The following is a 16,349-nucleotide window of genomic DNA, read 5'->3' as shown; positions in this document are numbered from 1 at the left end:
AATCCAGGGCGGGCTGGCCCAGTCAGCCTTTTGAAAATCAAGCAGCGTCGGCGAGGGCGTTCCGCAGCTTCTTCATCGCGCTGCTCTCGAGTTGGCGGATACGCTCGGCGGAGACGTTGTAGCGCGCCGCCAGATCGTGCAGCGTCAGCTTGTCTTCACTGAGCCAGCGGCTGGCCACGATGTCGCGGCTACGGTCGTCGAGCTGGCCGATGGCTTCCTGCAGTTTTTCCTGCTGGCGATTTTCCCATTCGCTGTGCTCGATGAGCAGCGCCGGGTCGCCTCCTTCCTGCTGAAGATAATGGATGGGCGCATGGCTCTCGCGGTCGTCGCCGTCATCCTCACCGTGCGCTTCGAGCGCCATGTCCGGGTTGTTCAGCCGGTTTTCCATCTTGTAGACATCATCGACATCCACGCCCAACTCTGCCGCCACCGCCGAGGCTTCCTCGGGGGTAAGCCAGCCCAGCCGGTTCTTCATCTTGCGCAGATTGAAGAACAGCTTGCGCTGTGCTTTGGTGGTCGCAATCTTGACGATGCGCCAGTTTTGGATGATGAATTCATGAATCTCAGCGCGGATCCAGTGGACCGCGAACGAAACCAGCCGCACGCCCACGTCCGGGTCATAGCGCTTAACGGCCTTCATCAGGCCGACGTTACCCTCCTGGATCAGATCCGCCAGCGGCAGGCCGTAGCCGAGATAACCCCGCGCGATGTAGGCCACGAAACGCAGATTGGCCAGCACCAGGCGCCGGGCTGCCTCCAGGTCCTGCTCATCACGGAAGCGGATGGCCAGTTCCCGCTCCTCGTCGGCATCCAGCCGTGGCAGACGATTCACTGCAGCGAAATAATCGTCGATGGAGCCCAGCGGCAAATGGGTCGGGAGAGTCAATTCGTAAGTCATGGAATGCCCTGTTGTGATGGTGATGGGTTTTAGCACTCGCCCCATTTGAGTGCTAAAACTAGCGCAAGTTCCCGACTTCGGCAAGTACTCAGCCTGCCGCTCAGTCGGGCCGCACGTCCTGCAAATGGCGGATGAGCACGACGAATGCCCCGGCTATCCCTAAGAAACAGGCGATGCCGATCAACGCCGCGGTCTCCTGGAAACCGAGAAAGGCCAGGGCAAAATCACTGCCGTAAAGGACATTGAGCTGGTGGATGGGCGCCCGCACGATCAGCAGCATCACGCCGACGACGATCCAGGCGCCGATGCTGCCGAGAAATCCGTACCAGAAACCAGTGTAGAGAAACGGCCGGCGGATGAATCGGTCGGTCGCGCCGAGCAGCTTCTGCACGACGATTTCCTCGCGGCGGCCGTAAAGTTCCAGACGGATGGTGTTACCGATGATGAATACCACCGCCGCCGCCAGCAGCGCCCCGAGAACGCCGAAACTGCGCTCGGCGACCTGGAGCAGGGCATGGAGACGGTGCATCCACTGAATGTCACTCTGCACCAGGTCGACTTCGGGCAGGGCTTTGAGTTCGGCCACGAGGCGTTCGACCTGCCCGGGCTGGGTCAGCGAGTCCTTCGGACGTATGCCGATCACCACCGGCAGCGGGTTGAAGTTCAAAGCGGACAAGGCTTCGCCGAATCCACTGTAGGTTTTCAATTGTTCGATTCCGGCCTCCTTGGTGACGAGCCGCGTCTCAGCGATCTGGACATGGCTTTTCAAACGCTCCGCCAACCTGCGCCCGACATCGTTGGACAGATCCGGCTTGAGGAAAAGGGAAATCTCGTTGGTTGCCTCCAGGTCCCCGCCGAGCATGCGGAGGTTCTTCACCAGCACGTGGAAACTGGTGGGCAGCGCCAGCGTGGCGGCGATGACCAGGAGCGTGAGCGCCATGGCGAAAGGCGTACGCCGCATGCGCCGCAGCGCCTCTTTCGCGGTCTGCAGATGCGAAACCAGGTAGCTCTGCAGCCGGTCGACCGGGCTCGGACCGCCGCGCCGCCGGGCAGCAGACGCGCCGCCCTCCCGCTGAGCACGCCGGCGCTGCCGTTTCATGCGTTCACCTCCGCCAGACTTCCGCGCTGAAGGCGCAGGATCCGCCCCCCACACCGAGAGATCAACTGCTCGTCGTGGCTGGCGATGAGCAGGGTGACGCCGAGACCGTTGAAATCGCGGAAGATGTCCATGACCTCCCGCGCAGCCTCCGGATCGAGGTTCCCGGTGGGCTCGTCGGCGAGGATGAAGTCCGGCTTGTGGACGATCGCCCGGGCGATGCCGACGCGCTGCTGCTCTCCCCCGGAGAGGGTTTGCGGCAACCGCTTCTCTTTGGACAAAAGCCCTACCTTGCCAAGCGCCGCACGCACCCGACGGCTGACCTCGCCTGGATTGAACCCGGCGATGACCAGCGGCAGAGCCACGTTGTCGAACACGGAGCGATCGTACAGCAGCTTGTAATCCTGAAAGATCAGGCCGAGCTTGCGCCGAATATGAGGGATCTCCCGATTGGAGGCGCGGGTGATGTTCCGGCCGTCCAGCACGATCTGGCCGCGCGTGGCCCGCTCGATCACGGCGACCAGCTTGAACAAGGTGCTCTTGCCGGCCCCTGAAGGCCCGGTCAGGAACACCCACTCGCCGCGCCCGATGTGGAAGCTGACATTGTGCAGGGCTTCGCCGAACTCGGGATAGCGCTTGTAAACCTCTTTGAATTCCAGCACGGGCTCAATGCAGGCGGGCGGTCCCGCTCGTCCCATCCTCGGCGAACAGAGCATCGATGAACTGGACGGCGTCGAAGTCGCGCAGATCGTCAATGCCCTCCCCGATGCCGATGAAACGTATGGGAATGCCGAACTGGCGTGCCAATGCGAAGATCACCCCGCCCTTGGCGGTGCCATCCAGCTTAGTCAACGCCAAGCCCGTCAGGCCGACCGCCTCGTTGAACAATTTGGCCTGGGACAGTGCGTTCTGGCCGGTGCCGGCGTCCAGCACCAGCAACACTTCGTGCGGTGCGGTTTCGTCGAGACGTCCGATGATACGCTTGATCTTGCTCAGCTCTTCCATCAGATTCGACTTGGTGTGCAGCCGGCCTGCGGTATCGGCGATCAGAACATCCACCCCGCGCGCTTTGGCGGCCTCCACGGCGTCGTAGATCACCGAAGCCGAATCGGCTCCGCTGTGCTGGGCGATCACCGCGATCTTGTTGCGTTCTCCCCAGGTCTGGATCTGCTCAACCGCGGCGGCGCGGAAAGTGTCCCCGGCGGCCAGCATGACGCTGTGGCCCTCGTTCTGCAACCGTTTGGCGAGTTTGCCGATGGTCGTGGTCTTCCCCACGCCGTTGACCCCCACCACCAGGATGACGAAGGGCCGGACCTCCGGTGGAATGACCAGCGGTACGCTGCAAGGGCGAACGATGTCGAGCAGACGGCCACGCAGACGGTTGCGTAGGGTTTCGCCGTCGACCGGCTCCTGCTTCTCCAGTCCTTCGGCCAGATCGGCGACGATTTCCCGTGTCACGTTGACGCCGACGTCGGCCATCAGCAACTGCTCTTCGATCTCATCCAGCAACGCGCGGTCGATACGTCCCCGGCCCAGGGTAGCCAGCAAACCGGTCAGGCCGCTGCGGGTCTTGCTGAGCTGGCCGCGCAGGCGCTCGAACAGGGTCTCCGGCGCAGGCGGCGGTGGTACCGCCACGACCGGAGGACACGGCGGCACCGCTGCGGGAACAGCGGCGGCTTCCAGCCGGCTGCGGCGCAGGTAGACATTGATATGCACCAGGTTGAGCAGCAGCAGCGCCGCCACGGCCTGGTGGGCGACGGCGACCGCCACCGGCAGCCGCAGGAGGACGCTCAAGATACCGAGACCAATCTGGAGCAGCAGCAGGAAGCTCAGCAGTACCGCCGGTTTGCTGATCGGCGCCGCATTGCGGTTGGAACTGGCCCCCATGGCCAACACGCTCAGCACGAGGAACACCACCACGGCGCCGAGCCGGTGCGCGAAATGGATGGCCGCCCGTGCCTCGACAGGCAATATCCCGCCCGGATAGTCGGCGGCAATATTCGGCCAGAGCGTGAAGCCGCGCCGCCAATCCACCTCCGGCCAGGGCTGACCCAGACAGGTAGGGAAGTCGGGACAGGCGAGGCCGGCGCGCTGGGCCTCGGTCCAGCCGCCCAAGGCAATCTGGGCCAATAGCAGCACCAGACCCAGACGGGCCACGATGCGCAAACCGGCAACTCCCCGCACCGCCCTCTCGTCCACCCTCGGCTCGACGCACAGATACAGCCAGTAAGCGCAGCCAAGGGTCAGGAATCCGCTGAACAGGTGGGCGGCGGAAACCAGCGGCATCAGCGTGGCATAGTGTCCCCACAGCCCCAGTCCGGCCTGTACTCCCACCAGGAACAGCAGCACTGTCAACAAAGACGCCGCCCTGCCGCGGTGCGCCGGCAGCCGCCAGGCCATGGCGATCAGGATCAACACCAATAGGCCGAACGCCCCGCCGAGATACCGGTGAACCCGGCCCAGCCACAGCCATTTCAGCGCCTTACCCCCGACCGCCGCCATCATCGCGGTGGACTGCTCGTCCACGACGGGCGCACCGTAGCAGCCGGGCCAGGCCGGACAGCCGAGTCCGGCGTCGGCGATACGGAGGAAGGCGCCGATGAGCAGCGCACCCAAGAGGAGGATCAGACCGAGAAAAGTGAGCTTCCTGAACATGGCATGTTGTTGTCAGTTATGGGCCATCCGGCTTCAGCCGATCCGGGAGGCGCGGAGCAGATGCTTGAGATCCTTCAGCACGCCGTAAGGATCGAAATCCGCATCGTAATACATCATAAGGTTGCCGAGCGGATCGAGCAGGAGGATCTGCCCCGGCTGCAACGGCCCGCCTGCCGCTTTTTCCAGCTTTTCCCGCAGGGCAGGCGCGAGTCCGGCCACTGCCAGGAATTCGTCCTGCTGCAGCCAGTCGGCCAGCGCCCCAGCAGCCCCCGGATCGGTCAGTAGGAGAAGACGGCGCACACGCGGAATTTCCTTGTTCAGCATCAGCCGCATCTGCCGGGTCTTGTACAGGTTCTGGCGGCAGACTTCGGCGCACGGGCCAGCGGCGACACTCACAACGATCCAGCGGCCCTTGAGCTGCGCCATCGATTCGGAAGACGTAACCGGAGCCGCCAGCAGTTCGCTGTAGTTCAACGGGACGACGGGGGTGACGAGGTGCCCGACGTTGCCCAGATCACCCATCACCCACTGCGGATGGCGGGCCAGATACCAGGCCACGACGAACGGCACGATGCAGATCATGGCGATGATGATGATGGTGCGCTGATTGCGCCGCTGAGTCGAAGTGAGTGCCATGGTTGTGAGACGATTCATGAGATCATGGAGAAGCATTCGGACCCCGCACCGCACCTGCCTTGAATCCATGGCGTAGAAACAGTCCCAAGGCGATGGCGGCGAAGGAAAACCACTGGATAGCGTAGCCCGTGCTCTGGCCCGGATCGACGTTGGCCGGCTTCCAATCGCGCAGGTAACCTTCGGCCTCCCCTGCATCCAGCAGCAACTGGTAAGGCAGCAGGCGGTAACCGAGGCGCTGCTCCAGCGCTTCCCGCTCCAGAACCTGTACCATCGCCGGCCAGCCTGGCGCCGGGATTTCCGCACCCTTCAGCTTCAAACCCACGACGGGGAAACGCTCCACCAAGGCGGTCAGCTCGACGGTGGACATCCGGATCGGCAGATCGGGCAGCCGCCGGCGGTCGGCACCTGCGGGAATCCAACCGCGATTGACCAGCACCCCCACGTCCGAACCCGCGAGCCGGAGCGGAGTGAGGACATGATAACCGGCCTTGCCGCCGTGAATCTGGTTGTCCAGCAGGAACTGATGCCCGGCATCGTATTCCCCCTTCACCACCACCCGCCGATAGCGTGGCGGCTCGGCCTCGGATTGCTCCAGTCGCAGCAAAGGCTCGGCCGACTGGCTGGCCAACTGCACCTGCAGCGCCCGCTTCTCGGCGGCCCGGTTGAGCTGCCAGACCCCGAGGGCGCAGAACAGAGGCAGCGCCAGCGCGATCCCGATGACCGCAATCCCCGTGGGTTTGAAGCTATAATGGCTCATTTCCCAACCGTGGCCGGTGTTCCGCATCCGCCGCCCTGGAATCCGAACATGCTGCCTAAAATCCTCATCGTGCTGGTCCTGGTCGTGATCATCGCCAGCCTGGGTTCCGCCTTGTTCTATCTGGTCAAGGACGGCGACCGCCGTTCACCCAGAACCGTGCGCGCCCTGACCGTGCGCATCGGCCTGTCGATTGCGCTGTTCCTGGCACTGCTGCTGGGGTATGCGCTGGGCCTTCTGCGCCCGCACGGACTTCGGCCCAGCACGCCGGCCCAAACCGCAGCCAATCCGCACTGAACAAAGTCGCAACCCGCCAAAGGCCGCATATGATACCCGCTAGCCTGTCCTTTTCCCACGCAAGCGCACGGCTCGGCCGCTACGCTGCCGCAAAGAGATAACCTGATGCTTCCGATTCTGCGCCTTTGTGGCGGATTGGTACTCGGCGCCGCATTGACCGCCTGCCAGTCCGGAGAAAACGAAACCCTGCTCTCGGGCGATGTGCAGGGAACCACTTACCACATCAAGATGGTGCTCGACGGCCTGCCGCTGGATCAAGCGGCATTGAAGCAGGCCGTGGATGCCGTTTACAACGACATCGACCTCAAGCTGTCGAACTACCGGGAAGACTCCGAAATCTCCAGGCTCAATCGCGAAGCCACGACCGACTGGCTGACCGTCTCGCCGGAAATCGCCGAATTGGTCGACATCGCCCGACAGGTGCATGACAAGACCGACGGCTGTTACGACCTGACGATCAAACCCCTGTTCGACCTGTGGGGCTTCTCGCGCCATCAGAACCGCGTACCGACCGATGACGAAATCGCCGCGGTGCTGCCGCACATCGGCATGGATAAGTTGGAAGTGGACGCTCCCGGCCGGCGTTTGCGCAAGAAAGACCCGGCCCTGCGCATCGATCTTTCCTCCATCGCCCAAGGCTACACCGTCAGTCGCGTGGCCGGCCTGCTGGAAACGAAGGGAATTGAAAATTACCTGGTCGAAATCGGCGGCGAAATGAAAGTCAAGGGTCGCAAGGCCAACGGCAAACCCTGGCGCGTCGCCGTGGAAAAGCCGACCCCCTACACCCGCGAAGTCGAACGGATATTGGATATCCACCAGACGGAGGGAACCGCCATCATGACCTCAGGCACTTACCGCAATTTCTTCCAGGAAGGTGACAAGACCTACTCGCATATCCTCGACCCGAAAACCGGCCGCCCGGTGACCCACCACCTGCTGTCGGTCACCCTGTTGCATGCCGATCCCACCTGGGCCGACGCATGGTCCACCGCGTTGCTTTGCCTGGGCGAGCAAAAGGGCTACACCACCGCTGAACGGGAAGGGCTCAAGGCATTACTGATCTACGGCGAATACGGCGAGTTGAAAGAGCGGTTTACTCCGGCCTTCGGTGCTGAAATGCCGACGCCGCCGGCATCGCCTCTGCCCGCCCAATGAAAAGGCTCGCCTTTGGCCCGAGGTTGGAACCCTTCGGCAGTCCACACATTCATATCAGCCAGTCTTCCAATCTGAGGCCCGGTACCCGGCTGAATTCCCTCGTGTTGTGAGTGACGAGGATGAGGTCATTCGCGAGTACAATGGCGGCGATCAACAAGTCGTTGGCACCGATGGTCCGGCCCTCTTTCTGAAGCAAGGCCCTGATTCCCGCATGGCACTCGGCAGCCCGACGATCGAAGGGATAGCTGGCGAGATGCCTGAACTCCTCGATCCGGCTACGGGCCCGCCCGTAATCGCCCGAAAGCTCGGCAGCCAGCAACAACTCGGCCCACACGACTTCGCAGATGCACATCTGGCCAAGAGGACGCGCAGCAACCCTTTGCCTCAAGATGGCATGACGGCCGCGTTCGAGAGCGATGCAAACGTTTGTATCCAAAAGATAACATTGCGTCATAAGACTTCCACCTCATCGAGAGGCGGTTGCGCCGGCCGCTCGGGAAACTCGGGGCAGGTACCCCATACCCGCTCAAGCCAGTTTTCGGTATCGCTCGGAAGCGGAGCGTTACCGGACACACCGTAGCGAACCTCAAGAAACTCGACGAAATCGAGCACCTCGCGAGCGGCATGCTCCGGCAGATTCAACGTGCGCCGATAAATCGTCTCAGCCAAGGTCATGGCGTTTTCTCTTCAATGCGATAACAAAAAACTCGCGGGAACTCCCCTTCGGGAACCGGCGCTAATCGCTGATCGCCCCCCGCAATCTCTTGATCTCGCCGTGCCTGGATTTTTCGTCCAGGCGCTTCTTCTTCGCCGCCAGCGACGGCCGGGTCGGCTTCCTTGGCTTGCGCTGCGCCAGCGCTTGCAGGATCAGCCCGCGCAGCCGGGCGAGCGCGTCCTCCCGATTCTTCTCCTGGGTACGGAAGCGCTGAGCCTTGATGATTATGACCCCTTCGGCGGAAATCCGCCGGTCGCGATGATCCAGCAACCGCGTCTTGCAGGTTTCCGGCAGGGAGGAGGCGGCGATGTCGAAGCGCAGGTGCGCCGCGGTAGCCAGCTTGTTGACGTTCTGCCCGCCGGCGCCCCCAGAGCGGACGAAACCGATTTCGATCTCCGCCAGCGGGATCGAAACCTGGGCGTTGACGATCAGCCGCTCCACCGGACCCTGGCCTATTCCAGGCCCTGCGACTGCAGGTACTCGTCGTAGGTGCCGCTGTAATTGACCACACCCTGCGGCGTCAGCTCGATGATACGGGTTGCCAGGGAGGAGACGAACTCGCGGTCGTGGCTGACGAAGATCAGGGTGCCGGGGTAGTGTTCCAGCGCGGTGTTGAGCGACTCGATGGATTCCATGTCCAGATGATTGGTCGGCTCGTCCAGCACCATGACGTTGGGCTGGCGCAGTATCAGCTTCCCGAACAGCATGCGGCCCTGCTCGCCGCCCGACAGCACCTTGACCGATTTCTTGATTTCGTCCGCCGAGAACAGCAGCCGTCCGAGTGTGCCGCGTACCGTCTGCTCGTCATCGCCCTCCCGCTTCCACCGCGACATCCAGTCGAACAGATTCATGTCCTCGGCGAAATCGGCGGCATGATCCTGGGCGAAATAGCCGAGGTTGACGTTCTCCGACCATTTCACCGCCCCCTCCGTCGGAGTCATCTCACCCACCAGCGTGCGCAGTAGAGTGGTCTTGCCGATGCCGTTGGGGCCGATCACCGCCACCCTTTCGCCCACCTCGACCATCAGATCCAGACCGCTGAACAGCGGATCGCCGCCATAGCCCTGACTCAGACCTTTCGCCTCCAGTGCCAGCCGGTACAGCTTCTTGTCCTGGTTGAAACGGATGAACGGGTTGACCCGGCTCGAAGGCTTGATGTCCTCCAGCTTGATCTTCTCGATCTGCTTGGCACGGGAAGTGGCCTGCTTGGCCTTGGAGGCATTGGCCGAAAAGCGGCTGACGAAGGACTGGAGTTCTGCGATCTGGGCTTTCTTCTTGGCGTTGTCGGCCAGCAGGCGCTCCCTGGCCTGGGTCGAAGCAACCATGTAGTCGTCGTAATTGCCCGGATACACCCGCAGCTCGCCGTAATCCATGTCCGCCATGTGCGTACAGACGCTGTTGAGGAAATGGCGGTCGTGGGAAATGATGATCATCGTGCTGGTCCGCTCGTTCAGCACGTTTTCCAACCAGCGGATGGTGTTGATATCCAGATTGTTGGTCGGCTCGTCCAGCAGCAGGACGTCGGGATTGGAAAACAGCGCCTGGGCCAGCAGCACGCGCAGCTTCCAGCCCGGGGCCACGGCGCTCATCGGCCCGTTGTGCTGCGCCAGCGGAATGCCCACACCCAACAGCAGTTCGCCGGCACGGGCTTCCGCCGTATAGCCGTCATATTCGGCAAAGGCGGCTTCCAGCTCCGCCGCCCGCATGTAGTCGTCCTCGCTCGCGTCCGGATTGGCGTAAATCGCGTCGCGCTCGGACATCGCCGCCCACATCTCGGTATGCCCCATCATCACCACATCCAGCACCCGCCGGTCCTCGTAGGCGAACTGATCCTGGCGCAGCTTGCCCAAGCGCACGTTGGGTTCCACCGAAACATTGCCGGCGGTCGGCTCCAGATCGCCGCCGAGGATTTTCATGAAGGTCGACTTGCCGCAGCCGTTGGCCCCGATCAGGCCATAGCGGTTGCCCTCGCCGAACTTGACGGAGACGTTTTCGAACAGCGGCTTGACGCCGAACTGCATCGTGACATTGGCTGTAGAGATCAAAATGCTTACCGAGAGGAAGGAATGAGAATGTATGGCCCCGACCCCGGCACCGGCCGAAGCGAAGGAGGCAGCGCTTGGCTTGCAGCTCGGCTCACATGGCAGCCCTGGAACGGGATTTCAAGACGGCTGGGGCCTTTTTCAAGCACGTAAGGATATCTCAAGTTCGTACTTCCGGGATGGGTAACTCACTATTTGAGCCACTACGGCCCGTATCGTGTGACTCGGCGCAACCCGGTCTGGAGATGAGTCCGGTCGGCAACCGCGCTTTCACTTTCTTCGGACACACGGAAACCCACGACCATGAAACGAACCACCCTGCTCCTCACCGCCGCCCTGGCCAGCTTCGGCGCATCCGGCGCCGACAAGGCCATCGCCACATTCGCCCTGACCTACCGCCTGAACACCTCGACCTACACGGACGTGGTCGTCATCGACCAGAACGATGGCGACGGCGAATACAGCGGCTATGATGCCAAATCGGGAAAACGGCTCTGGGCGGTGAAGAACGGCCCGATGCTGTGCGCGTCGATCGTCGACAAGCCGATATACGGCCTGAGCTACTGCTTCCCCTACGACAAGAAGTTTTCTTCCAAGGCTTTCGTGATCCACACGATTTGCGACGATGGCGTCATTCTGGATTATTGCACCGGCATCCCAGTGACCGCTTCGGTGACACGGAGCAAGAACGCTACCAGCGCCGCACAGGCGCTGAGTGAGGAGGAGGTCGAGAGCGAAGAGCAGGGCGTTGGTGAATAAATCGGCTGGACGCGTCATTCTATGTGGTCCATCCAGACTGAAGAGAGAGTAGCGCGTGTCGAAGCCGGGGTTATCGAAGAGCCAAGCGGGCAAAGCCGAAGATAAATACCGGGTGACGAACTGGCCGGATGACGACCGTACGCTGGTGCGGCGAGGCGATATGACGGTGGGGTTCGAGGAAGACTTCTTGCGTCGTCACTGGCACGGGAAAGCGACCGGCAACCGGGGGAAGCCGTTGAAATACGCGGATACAGCGATTCAAACCTTGCTGATGCTCAAGGCGGTGTTTGGATTGCCTTACCGCGCGGTGGAAGGTCTGGCGGGTTCGCTGATGCGCCTGATGGGCGTGGCATTGCCGGTCCCGAATCATACCCCAATGTCGCGGCGCGCGAAGCGCCTGGAGGGGGCCATGCCGCGGCGGGAACGGCCGGGGCCGGTGCATCTGGTGGTGGATTCGACGGGGCTGAAAATCGACGGCGAAGGCGAGTGGAAAGTCCGCCAGCATGGTGCAGGCCAGCGCCGGACCTGGCGCAAGGTTCATTTGGCGGTGGATGGCAACGCCAAGGACGTGATCGGCGTGGAGGTCACCCCGGTCGAGTGGGCGGATGGCGAGGTGTTCGAAGGCTTGGTGGAGCAAGTCGAAGGCCCGATTGAACAGATCGACGGCGATGGCGCTTATGACACCTGCAGTGCCTAGGAGGTTGCCGTCTCGCGGGAGGCCCGGTTGGTTGTGCCGCCGTGCGATAATGCTGTTCCCTGGGAAGACGGTCATCCGCGGAACGACGCGCTGCGGCAAATCGCTGAGCAAGGCATGGCGGCGTGGAAGAAAGCGACGGGCCCTCACTGCCGCAGCCTCGCGGAAAATGCCATGGACCGCTTCAAGCAACTGTTCGATGGCAGCCTGGCCTCCCGCCTGTTCGAAACCCAAGTGACCGAGGTTCATGTGCGGATCGCCGCGATGAATGTCATGACCTACCTCGGCATGCCGATTTCAATGCGGGTTGGGCGCGTTCCCCCCTGACGAAAGCTGGGGTGAGGGAAATATGTTGCCTTTGGTTAATTTATGCACCAACGCCGTTCAACAAGTGAGGCAAGCTTGGATGGCCGGGAGGATGTGGAAAACCGCGGTAACCGGAACAAAAAACAGGGCGCATCGCGTCTACACCCCGAATACGCGCACCCATTGAAATCCAATTCGTCAGTGAGATGAACCGCACCGAACGTTTCTACAAGATCGACCAGATGCTGCATGAGCGGAAACTGGTTCCGATCGGCGCTTTTCTGGAAGCGCTGGGCGTGTCCCGAGGGATGAGATCGGCCGGCTCATCGGCGAATTCCTGGGAAGAGGGAGGCTGGATTGATAGCGTCAGGCACTACTCCACGGAGGAATCCCGAGACTCCTGCCTGCATGTCGCCCCGACGCTTTCTTGCTCGCTATCGTTATACACCCAGGCCATGAATAACTGATACCCCAACGCCAGCATGACGGACCCCAGAAACAGACCGATGATGCCGCCGGTCGCCATGCCGCCGAGGGCGCCCAGCAGAATCACCGGCATCGGGGCGTCCACGCCCCGCCCCAGCATGAAGGGCTTGAGTATGTTATCGACAGAACCGGCAACGATTGTATAGATGGCAAACATTATCGCCATGATTGTGGAGTCGTTGGTCATGAAGACATAAATGACCGTCGGCAGCGATATCAAAAGGGCGGGAACTTGCATGATACCCAGCAGCAAAACCAATAATGCCAGAATCCCCGCGGCTGGAACGCCGACCAGGATAAAGCCGGCACCCAGCAACAGCGCCTGAATGCAGGCGATGCCAATCACGCCTTGCGCCACGGCGCGAATGGTCGTCGTCGAAAGCCTGACCAGGGCATCCCCTTGCTCGGGACCCGCCATCCGGTTGGCGATGGCTCTAGCCGCCGCGTGGCCGGACGAGGCATAGGCCATCCAGACGCCCGCAAGCACCAGGGAAACCAGGAACTTCAATACCGCGGAGCCTGCACTGGCCGCGTAACCCAATATCTCTTTGGTGACGGTGCGAATCTTGGGCTCGAATTTCGCGGCCACGGCACCGACATCATCGTATGCGGCCGACCAAAGCGCGTACAGTTTGTCTCCCAGCAAAGGCCATTCCGCAACAAAAGCGCGGGGAGCCGGCACTTTGAGGCTGCCGTCCCGGACTTGCCGTACCAGGTCGGTCGCCGAATCCGCGAAGGATATGGCAAGAAGCGCAGTGGGAATCAGCACGCACAGGAGTATCACTAGTACCAGGACAGTCGCGGCACGGCCCTGCTTGTCCCCCATTCTGCGGGCCAACGAGACCTGCATGGGATGAAACGCCACCGCCAGTATGACGGACCACAGCATCAAGCCGATAAATGGCTTGAATATCTGATAGCAATAAATGACCAGAAAACCTATCAGCCCAACCCTGATGAACAGATCTATCAGCTTGTGCGAGATCATTTTTTCCAGCATTCCGTCGGACGCACGGGGTTCACTTGTGTTCATTTGCGAGGCTCCTTTAAGGTTTCGGTTCGAGGCCGCGTCATTCCAACCGTCCGTCCTGGCGGTTTGGCCATACGGCCGGAGCTCCCGCCGGCCACGGTCGGACGCCCCATCCCCGGTCGGCTCGAGTCCCATTTTCTCAAGTTCACTGCAGGTAAAACCATGGCCATCATGATCCGCCCCGCCGAGATGCGTGACGTCGAAGCAATGGTGGAACTCCTCGGCGTCCTGTTCTCCATCGAGGCGGATTTCACCTTCGATCCGGACCGCCAGCGCCGGGGACTCGCCCTGTTGATCAGGAACGACGCGGACCGGGTGCTGGTAGCGGAATGCGAGGGCCGGGTGATCGGCATGTGTTCGGTGCAGACGCTGATTTCCACGGCGGAAGGCGGCCGGGTGGGGCTGGTCGAAGATATGGTGGTGGCGCAGGAGGTCCGCGGGAAAGGCATCGGGCAGCGGCTGCTGGGCGAAATCGAGCGCTGGGCGGCCGACTCCGGCCTCACCCGTCTGCAACTCCTGGCGGACCGGACCAATGAACCGGCGCTGGCCTTCTACGACCGGCAGGGCTGGCAGCGGACGGCGCTGGTCGGTTTGCGGAAAACGCTGCGCCACGTGACTTGAGCTCAGGTCAGTTGCGTTTCCTCCGGCATCCGTGGAAACTGCCGCGCTTCTCGAACGACTGGAAACGCATGGATACCGCAGATTCGATTTTCGGAGGGCTCGTTTTCGTTTCCGCTGCGCTCTGGAGCCTCGTCCTGGCGCTGCCGTGGCTCCCCTGGCTCAACCGGGAAGTGCTGCGAACCGCATCCGGCGGGCATTGCTACGATTTGCACGACGTGACGGTGGTGATCCCGGCGCGGGACGAAGCCGAGGTGATCGGGCAGACGCTAGCGGCGATCAAGGATCAAGGCAGTGGTCTGCGCGTGGTGCTGGTCGACGACGGCTCGAGGGACGGCACGGGTGAGGCGGCGAAAGGCATTGCCGGCCTGGACCTGACCATCCTGCGGAACGAGTCGCTGCCGCCGGGCTGGAGCGGCAAGCTGTGGGCGCTGGAGCAGGGCGTGGCCCGGGTCGGCACCGCATACACCGTGCTGCTGGATGCCGACATCTTGTTACAACCGGGCGTCCTGGGTGCGCTGCGGGAGAAGATGCGCAGCGAAGGCATTCAGTTCGCATCCCTGATGGCCTCGCTGCGGATGGAGAACTTCTGGGAAAGGCTGCTGATGCCGGCCTTCGTTTATTTCTTCAAAATGCTGTACCCCTTCGCCCTGGCCAATTCAGCGGACCGCCGCTTCGCCGCGGCGGCGGGCGGCTGCATCATGCTGGAAACTCGGCTGCTGGAACGGATCGGCGGGTTTGCCGCGATCCACGGCGCGCTCATCGACGACTGCACCCTGGCGAAAAAGGTGAAGGCAACGGGCGCGAGAACCTGGCTCGGACTGTCGCGGGCGGTGCTGAGCCTGCGCCGCTACGACACGCTTGCCGACGTGTGGGACATGGTCGCCCGCACCGCCTTCACCCAATTGCGCTATTCGGCCTGGCTGCTGGCTGTGTGCACGCTGCTCATGCTGATCCTGTTCTGGCTGCCGCCGGCGGGCCTATTGGCATCGGGGTACGGATACGGGGTCACGTTCGCCGCCGGCTGGGCGGTGCTGCTGATGGCGGGCACTTATATACCCATCCTGCGCTTCTATGACAGAAGCCCGGTATGGGGACTGCTTATGCCGGTCATCGCCGGTGCTTATCTGGCCATGACCTGGAGTTCGGCACTGCGTTACTGGCGCGGCGAGCGCAGCCGCTGGAAGGGACGCGTCTATTTAAGCGATGACGCAACCGGCTGAGGCGACAAGCGCCTGCTCAGCCACAGCGCATAGCCCAGGTAACCGACCACCGCCAGATTGATGGCTAGGGTCGAGAGTTTGAGCCAGGACACGCCTTCGGCCAGTTCGTAGAGCTCGAAAGGAACGTAGATGCCGCCGCAGGCCACGCCGAACCATTCGGCCCAGCGCCGTTCGCGCCACAAGCCATAGGCCTCGATGAAGCGCAGCGCGGCGTAGCCGAACGCCAGGGCGGCCAACCCCCGCAGCCGCTGGTCCGACAGGTTTTCCAGCAGATCGAGAAAAATCCGCGGATAGCGACTGGCCAGGTTGAGGTGGGTATGCCGCACCAGTTCGTCGGCGACGGGCTCCAACCCGCGATGCACCAGCCCGATCACCCCGAAGCCGGCCAGGAGCACGACGAAGCCCTTGGCGGCTTCCAGGGCGGCGACAACGCGGACACCGTGCCTGCCCTGCGTCATGAAGTCTCAGCCACGTCGCTCGCCGGCGCGGCCTCCGCCTGTTCCTGTTCCCAGCGGCGGAAATCTTCGAGATCGGACTTCACTTGTCTAAATGTCCAGGCCAGCAGTACGGCATCGTCAGTGAAACCGAGGCTCAGAATGAAATCCGGGATCAAGTCCACCGGCATCACGAAATAGACCACGGCGGCGACGATCAGGCTGAGACTCTGCCAGGGCAGAGAGTACCGCTTCTGGGCACAGGCTCTGAGCAGCCGCAGACAGGCCATGAGCGAATCCCGCACCTCGCTCAACGGCCCCTGCTTGGCCTCGGCCTTCCGTGAGGCCCTGTCCAAGAGTGACGAGAGTTTGCCGGGATCGCTTACGTATTCGTTCGCCTTGGATCGCGCCTTGGCGAACGCCGCACTGTCGTGGACGGTCTTTTCCAGGAGTATCATCGCCATGCCCTCTTGCGCGGTGGTTGCGGCTTGACAAGGCCGGAGCCCGGGCGCATCGTTCCCCGCCACTTCGATTTATCCAGATTCTACCCC

At 62.3% G+C, this 16,349-nt stretch carries 18 protein-coding genes and 1 pseudogene; 6 read left to right on the top strand and 13 right to left on the bottom strand.

Going from position 1 to position 16,349, the window contains the following annotated elements; all coding sequences use genetic code 11:
- Positions 1–37: 37 nt before the first annotated feature.
- The 6 genes from rpoH to N4J17_RS06200 form a co-directional block, all read right to left on the bottom strand.
- Complete coding sequence (rpoH, locus tag N4J17_RS06225; protein WP_198323231.1) at positions 38–898, bottom strand: RNA polymerase sigma factor RpoH; 861 nt, start codon at positions 896–898, stop codon at positions 38–40.
- Positions 899–998: 100 nt separating this feature from the next.
- Positions 999–1,997 (bottom strand): permease-like cell division protein FtsX, encoded by a 999-nt coding sequence (ftsX, locus tag N4J17_RS06220; RefSeq protein ID WP_232470514.1) that lies wholly within the window; start codon positions 1,995–1,997, stop codon positions 999–1,001.
- Positions 1,994–2,656, bottom strand: a complete 663-nt coding sequence (gene ftsE / locus N4J17_RS06215; RefSeq protein ID WP_198323232.1) for a cell division ATP-binding protein FtsE — start codon at positions 2,654–2,656, stop codon at positions 1,994–1,996. The genes ftsX and ftsE overlap by 4 nt, the downstream gene beginning before the upstream one ends.
- A 4-nt stretch (positions 2,657–2,660) precedes the next feature.
- Positions 2,661–4,649 carry a signal recognition particle-docking protein FtsY gene (gene ftsY / locus N4J17_RS06210; protein ID WP_198323233.1) on the bottom strand — a complete coding sequence of 663 codons (1,989 nt, stop codon included), beginning with the start codon at positions 4,647–4,649 and terminating at the stop codon, positions 2,661–2,663.
- A 33-nt stretch (positions 4,650–4,682) separates the two neighbouring features.
- Positions 4,683–5,303 carry an SCO family protein gene (locus N4J17_RS06205; RefSeq protein WP_198323234.1) on the bottom strand — a complete coding sequence of 207 codons (621 nt, stop codon included), beginning with the start codon at positions 5,301–5,303 and terminating at the stop codon, positions 4,683–4,685.
- A gap of 4 nt (positions 5,304–5,307) precedes the next feature.
- Positions 5,308–6,042, bottom strand: a complete 735-nt coding sequence (locus tag N4J17_RS06200; RefSeq protein ID WP_232470516.1) for an SURF1 family protein — start codon at positions 6,040–6,042, stop codon at positions 5,308–5,310.
- 48 nt (positions 6,043–6,090) lie between these two features.
- Between N4J17_RS06200 and N4J17_RS06195 the strand changes: the two genes are divergently transcribed.
- Both N4J17_RS06195 and N4J17_RS06190 read left to right on the top strand, forming a co-directional pair.
- Positions 6,091–6,336, top strand: coding sequence for a twin transmembrane helix small protein (locus N4J17_RS06195; protein ID WP_198323236.1), 246 nt, complete (start codon positions 6,091–6,093; stop codon positions 6,334–6,336).
- Between the two features lie 105 nt (positions 6,337–6,441).
- The gene (locus tag N4J17_RS06190; RefSeq protein ID WP_232470517.1) at positions 6,442–7,491 is read left to right on the top strand and encodes an FAD:protein FMN transferase; all 1,050 of its coding nucleotides are present in this window, start codon (positions 6,442–6,444) and stop codon (positions 7,489–7,491) included.
- Positions 7,492–7,540: 49 nt separating this feature from the next.
- On the opposite strand, the gene N4J17_RS06185 is transcribed toward N4J17_RS06190, so the two are convergent.
- The 4 genes from N4J17_RS06185 to N4J17_RS06170 form a co-directional block, all read right to left on the bottom strand.
- Positions 7,541–7,945, bottom strand: a complete 405-nt coding sequence (locus N4J17_RS06185) for a type II toxin-antitoxin system VapC family toxin (RefSeq protein WP_198323237.1) — start codon at positions 7,943–7,945, stop codon at positions 7,541–7,543.
- Positions 7,942–8,166, bottom strand: a complete 225-nt coding sequence (locus N4J17_RS06180; protein ID WP_198323238.1) for a DUF2281 domain-containing protein — start codon at positions 8,164–8,166, stop codon at positions 7,942–7,944. The genes N4J17_RS06185 and N4J17_RS06180 overlap by 4 nt, the downstream gene beginning before the upstream one ends.
- Positions 8,167–8,227: 61 nt before the next feature.
- Positions 8,228–8,647, bottom strand: coding sequence for an alternative ribosome rescue aminoacyl-tRNA hydrolase ArfB (arfB, locus tag N4J17_RS06175; RefSeq protein ID WP_277458407.1), 420 nt, complete (start codon positions 8,645–8,647; stop codon positions 8,228–8,230).
- Between the two features lie 11 nt (positions 8,648–8,658).
- Positions 8,659–10,251, bottom strand: coding sequence for an ABC-F family ATPase (locus N4J17_RS06170; RefSeq protein WP_198323239.1), 1,593 nt, complete (start codon positions 10,249–10,251; stop codon positions 8,659–8,661).
- A 300-nt stretch (positions 10,252–10,551) separates the two neighbouring features.
- Here N4J17_RS06170 and N4J17_RS06165 point away from each other — a divergent pair, with 300 nt between their 5' ends.
- The gene (locus N4J17_RS06165) at positions 10,552–11,007 is read left to right on the top strand and encodes a hypothetical protein (RefSeq protein WP_198323240.1); all 456 of its coding nucleotides are present in this window, start codon (positions 10,552–10,554) and stop codon (positions 11,005–11,007) included.
- Between the two features lie 55 nt (positions 11,008–11,062).
- A pseudogene (locus N4J17_RS06160) lies at positions 11,063–12,028 on the top strand (IS5 family transposase).
- A 352-nt stretch (positions 12,029–12,380) separates the two neighbouring features.
- Here the strand turns inward: N4J17_RS06160 and N4J17_RS06155 are convergent.
- Positions 12,381–13,493 (bottom strand): AI-2E family transporter, encoded by a 1,113-nt coding sequence (locus N4J17_RS06155; protein ID WP_198322217.1) that lies wholly within the window; start codon positions 13,491–13,493, stop codon positions 12,381–12,383.
- 192 nt (positions 13,494–13,685) lie between these two features.
- On the opposite strand from N4J17_RS06155, the gene N4J17_RS06150 reads away from it, so the two are divergent.
- Positions 13,686–14,144 carry a GNAT family N-acetyltransferase gene (locus tag N4J17_RS06150; RefSeq protein WP_198322060.1) on the top strand — a complete coding sequence of 153 codons (459 nt, stop codon included), beginning with the start codon at positions 13,686–13,688 and terminating at the stop codon, positions 14,142–14,144.
- Between the two features lie 68 nt (positions 14,145–14,212).
- Complete coding sequence (locus tag N4J17_RS06145; protein ID WP_198322061.1) at positions 14,213–15,364, top strand: glycosyltransferase; 1,152 nt, start codon at positions 14,213–14,215, stop codon at positions 15,362–15,364.
- On the opposite strand, the gene N4J17_RS06140 is transcribed toward N4J17_RS06145, so the two are convergent.
- Positions 15,337–15,822, bottom strand: coding sequence for a DUF2127 domain-containing protein (locus N4J17_RS06140; protein ID WP_198322062.1), 486 nt, complete (start codon positions 15,820–15,822; stop codon positions 15,337–15,339). The genes N4J17_RS06145 and N4J17_RS06140 overlap by 28 nt on opposite strands.
- Entirely contained in the window at positions 15,819–16,262 is a 444-nt protein-coding gene (locus N4J17_RS06135) for a YkvA family protein (RefSeq protein ID WP_232470286.1), read from the bottom strand. Before N4J17_RS06135 ends, N4J17_RS06140 begins: the two co-directional genes overlap by 4 nt.
- Positions 16,263–16,349 lie beyond the last annotated feature (87 nt).

The organism is Methylococcus capsulatus, assembly GCF_036864975.1.
GTDB lineage: Bacteria > Pseudomonadota > Gammaproteobacteria > Methylococcales > Methylococcaceae > Methylococcus.
The sequence above is the reverse complement of the archived record's forward strand: the minus strand, read 5'-3'. Positions and strand labels throughout refer to the sequence as shown.

Coding starts and splice junctions, on each gene's coding strand:
- rpoH (WP_198323231.1), bottom strand. CDS start 898: ATGACTTACGAATTGACTCTCCCGACCCATTTGCCGCTGGGCTCCATC.
- ftsX (WP_232470514.1), bottom strand. CDS start 1,997: ATGAAACGGCAGCGCCGGCGTGCTCAGCGGGAGGGCGGCGCGTCTGCT.
- ftsY (WP_198323233.1), bottom strand. CDS start 4,649: ATGTTCAGGAAGCTCACTTTTCTCGGTCTGATCCTCCTCTTGGGTGCG.
- N4J17_RS06205 (WP_198323234.1), bottom strand. CDS start 5,303: ATGAATCGTCTCACAACCATGGCACTCACTTCGACTCAGCGGCGCAAT.
- N4J17_RS06200 (WP_232470516.1), bottom strand. CDS start 6,042: ATGAGCCATTATAGCTTCAAACCCACGGGGATTGCGGTCATCGGGATC.
- N4J17_RS06195 (WP_198323236.1), top strand. CDS start 6,091: ATGCTGCCTAAAATCCTCATCGTGCTGGTCCTGGTCGTGATCATCGCC.
- N4J17_RS06190 (WP_232470517.1), top strand. CDS start 6,442: ATGCTTCCGATTCTGCGCCTTTGTGGCGGATTGGTACTCGGCGCCGCA.
- N4J17_RS06185 (WP_198323237.1), bottom strand. CDS start 7,945: ATGACGCAATGTTATCTTTTGGATACAAACGTTTGCATCGCTCTCGAA.
- N4J17_RS06180 (WP_198323238.1), bottom strand. CDS start 8,166: ATGACCTTGGCTGAGACGATTTATCGGCGCACGTTGAATCTGCCGGAG.
- N4J17_RS06165 (WP_198323240.1), top strand. CDS start 10,552: ATGAAACGAACCACCCTGCTCCTCACCGCCGCCCTGGCCAGCTTCGGC.
- N4J17_RS06155 (WP_198322217.1), bottom strand. CDS start 13,493: ATGCTGGAAAAAATGATCTCGCACAAGCTGATAGATCTGTTCATCAGG.
- N4J17_RS06150 (WP_198322060.1), top strand. CDS start 13,686: ATGGCCATCATGATCCGCCCCGCCGAGATGCGTGACGTCGAAGCAATG.
- N4J17_RS06145 (WP_198322061.1), top strand. CDS start 14,213: ATGGATACCGCAGATTCGATTTTCGGAGGGCTCGTTTTCGTTTCCGCT.
- N4J17_RS06140 (WP_198322062.1), bottom strand. CDS start 15,822: ATGACGCAGGGCAGGCACGGTGTCCGCGTTGTCGCCGCCCTGGAAGCC.
- N4J17_RS06135 (WP_232470286.1), bottom strand. CDS start 16,262: ATGGCGATGATACTCCTGGAAAAGACCGTCCACGACAGTGCGGCGTTC.